Source organism: Clostridium sp. UMB9555A (assembly GCF_030222355.1).
In the GTDB taxonomy this organism is placed as follows: Bacteria; Bacillota; Clostridia; order Clostridiales; family Clostridiaceae; genus Sarcina; species Sarcina perfringens.
In genome coordinates this window covers 1-4,487 of the sequence record NZ_JASORQ010000025.1, presented here as the reverse complement: position 1 = coordinate 4,487, position 4,487 = coordinate 1, and the positions used below count along the sequence as shown (strand labels likewise).

General features: G+C 22.9%; 3 protein-coding genes. 1 reads left to right on the top strand and 2 read right to left on the bottom strand.

The window, feature by feature from the left end; genetic code table 11:
• Positions 1-44: 44 nt before the first annotated feature.
• A complete protein-coding gene (locus tag QP548_RS16785) occupies positions 45-566 on the bottom strand; it encodes a hypothetical protein (protein ID WP_075825732.1) in 522 nt (173 codons plus the stop codon).
• Positions 567-1,558: 992 nt separating this feature from the next.
• Between QP548_RS16785 and QP548_RS16780 the strand changes: the two genes are divergently transcribed.
• The gene (locus tag QP548_RS16780; protein ID WP_284905661.1) at positions 1,559-2,194 is read left to right on the top strand and encodes a hypothetical protein; all 636 of its coding nucleotides are present in this window, start codon (positions 1,559-1,561) and stop codon (positions 2,192-2,194) included.
• A gap of 43 nt (positions 2,195-2,237) precedes the next feature.
• Here QP548_RS16780 and QP548_RS16775 read toward each other — a convergent pair whose 3' ends face one another.
• A complete protein-coding gene (locus QP548_RS16775; protein WP_283697707.1) occupies positions 2,238-3,314 on the bottom strand; it encodes a protein rep in 1,077 nt (358 codons plus the stop codon).
• Positions 3,315-4,487 lie beyond the last annotated feature (1,173 nt).

Genomic DNA, 4,487 nt, shown 5'->3' with positions numbered 1-4,487 from the left:
AAAGTAGTTATATTTTAAAATATAACTACTTTTCATTTTTATTTTTAAATGCATATATTGTAATAAAAATCTAAAATATGCCTATCAAAAACAATCATTCTTTTATACTTTCCATTTACAAATACCTTTTTGGTAAATCTATTTTCTTCAGATACCTCAATAAGACTTAACAATTTTAATAAGTACAGCTTATCTTTAAAAGACATATTTTGATAAGAATTAAAAAAATTATCTTCAAGAAATTTTTTATTTATATAAATTTTATCCTTATCATGAAACATAATTTCATTCTTAGTTAATTTAGAATAGACTAAAAAATTATTCTTAAATTTTTTCAATTCAGCCATTATCCAAATCATATTTCTAAATTCCTTAAATCTATTTAATTTATCTTCAGCAATGTTTAATTCACTTTTTAAAGATTTAATTTCATCATCTCTCAAGCTTAAAGCTCTTTTAAATTCATTTAATTTTTCATTCAACTCATTAATTTCTATTTCTTTCTTCTTTAACTCATTTTCCTTGTTTTTATAAATCTCACTTTTAACTATTAAACTATCTATCATAAAATATCACACCCTATTTATTTTTAATAAAATTAATTCTATATATTATAATACGAGTGGGTATTAATATTTAATAAATCCTTTAAAAATCAATAATATAATATGGGATATAATATAAATATTAAAACTTTTTATATTCCCACTAATATTCCCACTATTTTAACATACTTTTTAGGGCTTTGCCCTCACTTCGTTTCACCCATAAACTTTTATAAAAGTTTAATCAAAATTTTCTTTATGTCTCCGACGGCACTCGCCGTTTGGCAGAAGGACTGTCGTCCTTTTTTTCTAGTGTCTTAGTTCTTCTCCCAATCAAGGTAGTATAAAAAATAATGGAGCAGATCTATTCAGACCTACTCCATTATTTTTTATCTCCACCTTGATTTAAATTCATTTGAAAAAATCAATTTTTAATAAATCCTTAAGTAAAAGAACAACAACAAAAGATAATATCAAAAACATCATACATTGTTGCTGACTTATTATCTTAAAATAATAAGTCAATGAAAAAATTATTATTAAATCTAAAATTACTAAAATTAAAAAAAATATATTTTTCATAAAATCAACTACTTTCTGTAATAGATTTATGATTTTATTAAAAATCCCAACATTATAATTTTACCATTAATTTGATAAATTTATAAGTCTTGTAATCGTTTTTGTATAATGTAAAATGAAACTATAATTTTAAAAGGTGTGATGCAATTATGAAAAAAATAAGTCTAATAAGAAAATTGTTGTTTTTTCTAGGATTAAGACCTTTAAGTGAAGAAATAGATTTAGATTTTAATTTTAAAACTAGAACTAATATTGCATTAATTTTTATTGGTTCTCTATACTTTTTTAATGAATACTTTTTAAATTTTTTTATAAACAATATAAATATATTTTTAAGACTATTGATTATATTAATTTATTTATTTATTTGGGTTGAAATTTTATATCTAATAACAATAAAACAATTTAATAAATCAAGGGAGTGATTTGATATGAACAAAAAAATATTTTTTAAATTCTTTTCACTATTATTGGTATTAACATTCTCTACTGGCTTTAAAGTTTTTGCAAATGAAAACAACAGTGCATCCAGTGAAACTCTTGAAAATATTGAAATACTTGAAGATAATGAAACTATATTTAAAACCAAAGCTATATTCTCTAGTGGAAGAGTAGAAATAGTAACAATAAATAAAATAAATGATAAAGTATTAGTCGAAGAAAATAATGAAAAATTGGCAGAATATAATGCAAATGAAATTATAAAAGTCACAAACGAAGATAATAAAATAAGAGCAAAAAGAGATGCTGGAAGTTGGTATCAAGTTAGTTCATGGCCTAGAACAAACGTTGAAGCAGACTATAAAAGAGTAAGTGCAGTAGTTTCACTTGCAATGATAAAAATGAAAGTACCATATTCAGTTGCTTATAATGCAATAAAATACATGTATCAAATGGCAACAGGAAAAGACCTTCCAACTGTATTTGGATACTTAGCTAAAAAATGGGAGTATTCAGGTTTTGTTTATAAAGACAAACATAACAGTTCAAATGGAAAAGTAGTTTATCATTATTGGTTTGATGGAGTATGGAAGAATTATCACGCTGCATATTTTACTTGGAGTTAGATATAAAAAAGATTAATATATAAAAAAATGAGATAGAAGATAACTAAAAACTATCTTCTATCTCATTTTTTAATTTATAATTTAAACTTTCTTTTTCTTCTTCAGTAAATTCTCTTAATTTTGTATTTTCATATTCATTTTTAGTCCAATTATAGTAAATCATGTACACGTAATTTATTTCATCTTTTTCTTTGTAAACTTCTAATTCTTTATTTAAATACATTTTATGAGCATCTTTGAAAAGTCCTCCAAACACTAATACTTGTTTGCCTTTCAATGCTTTATAAAACTCTGAAAATACTTTTCTATTTATTAAATAATCACTATCTTTTGCTGAATATTTTGATAGCTCGTACACTTCTTTGTAATTATTCAGTTTAGCCTTTTTTACATCAACTTGAGTGATCCTATCATCTCTCATTGACTTTTTCCATAATTCAAGCCATCTTTCTCTGTTAATATAAGTTTTAGAAGTTCGATTTGTAAAATAACTTTTATTAACTACTATAACTACATGAAAATGCGGATTGTAAGTATTATAGTTAGGTTCTAAATCTCCTATTTTTAAACCTAATCTCATATAATATTCTTTTTTCTTACTCCATAATTTCTTGGTTATATATTTTTCTCCTTGATATGTTACTTCCAACTTTCTTATGTAACCTTTAACTATAGCTTTAACTTCTTTAAGTTTCATCAATCTTTCAAAAGCTTTATTATATTCTTTTATAGCTTGTTCAAGTTCTTCTCCTGTTACATTGGGAGTTGTTAAAGTTAAAAATATAAACTCTTTATTCTCTTCTAACCTTAAATGCTCCATTAAAACACTTATTTCTAAACAATCCTTTAATGCCATTCTCCAACTACACATTGGACAAAATCTATTCTTACAAAAATTACCCTTATGTAGTTTTTTATGTTCCAATTCTAAGTCTGCTAATAGCATTAAAAATCCCCCACAATCTTTTATCCTTTCGGACATTTTCACAGATACAAAAGGTTCTATGTAATCGCTAAACTTTGGATTTTTAACCTTTTTCTCTTTACATTTCTCTATTATTTTACACTTACTAATTTTTTCTTCTTGTTTTTCTGTTAAAATTATAGTATCATTATTCATAGTGAAATTAGTTCTTTGGTGTCAACAAAGGGCTTTCAAAAATCAATATAAAATGTCCTAAAAAGACACTGAGAGAACTTGCTCCTTTCTGTATTAAGTTTATTTTTTTTAGATGCCACTTAAAATTATAAACTAGTGTATAGAAAAAGGCAAGTTTTTTTGGTTCAACCCTAGAGTTTCCAATGACTCTAGGGTTTTTTATTAAATTCGAATAGTTGCCGATAGTATCAAGAATGAAATTTCTCGATTTTTCTGAGCAAAAAATCTCGCAAAAAGTGTCCGTAAAACTTCCACTTTTTTCAGAAAAAAATGAGCAGATAAATCTATTCATTTTCATAAATTTGTTTTATATAAAATTTTATGTAATGGAATATAATTATAATTAATTAATATTAAATTTTATTTAATATTATATTTCAATAAATTAAAATTTATATTATTATAATGATGTTGGGTATAATTAATTATTTATTTTCTTATTTCCTATGATTTTTTTATACATATTACAAAATTACTCATTTAAAAATTAATCAATCATTCAATTTTCATCTAATCCAAAAGAGAAAAAGAGTTATCAAATTAAAATTGATAACTCTTTTTCTTTTAAACAGAACCTAAATTGCACCAAAATCGTTTTTAAGGGCTATATAAATTATTTTTAGTGTAAATACACTATAGTATATGTAAAAACCTCTTAAAATTAATTGTAGTGGCAAATAAAGCTATATTAAGTATTGTTAATTTGGCAAATCGTAATGGAAATCTAATATATTTATAAACAAAAAGAAAAATTTAATTTTTAAAAATTAAATTCCAAAATTAACAAGTTATTTGAACCAATTAAATCTTATATTATAATAAAATTATTAGCATAATTTCCTATGATTTAAATGCATATTACGAATTACACAATTTCAACCAAACCAAAGTAATTTGAACAATGAAAATAAGTTGTTAATTGAAATTAACAACTTATTTTCATTCTATAACATAACTCTAAGTTATAATATAAATAACCTTTTTTTAATAATTTGATACTCAATACATATTAAAGTGCATTTTTACTGTCAAATTTTTATAGTGCACAACAAAGCCCAAAGTAGTTATATTTTAAAATATAACTACTTTTCATTTTTATTTTTAAATGCATATATTGTAATAAAAATCTAAAAT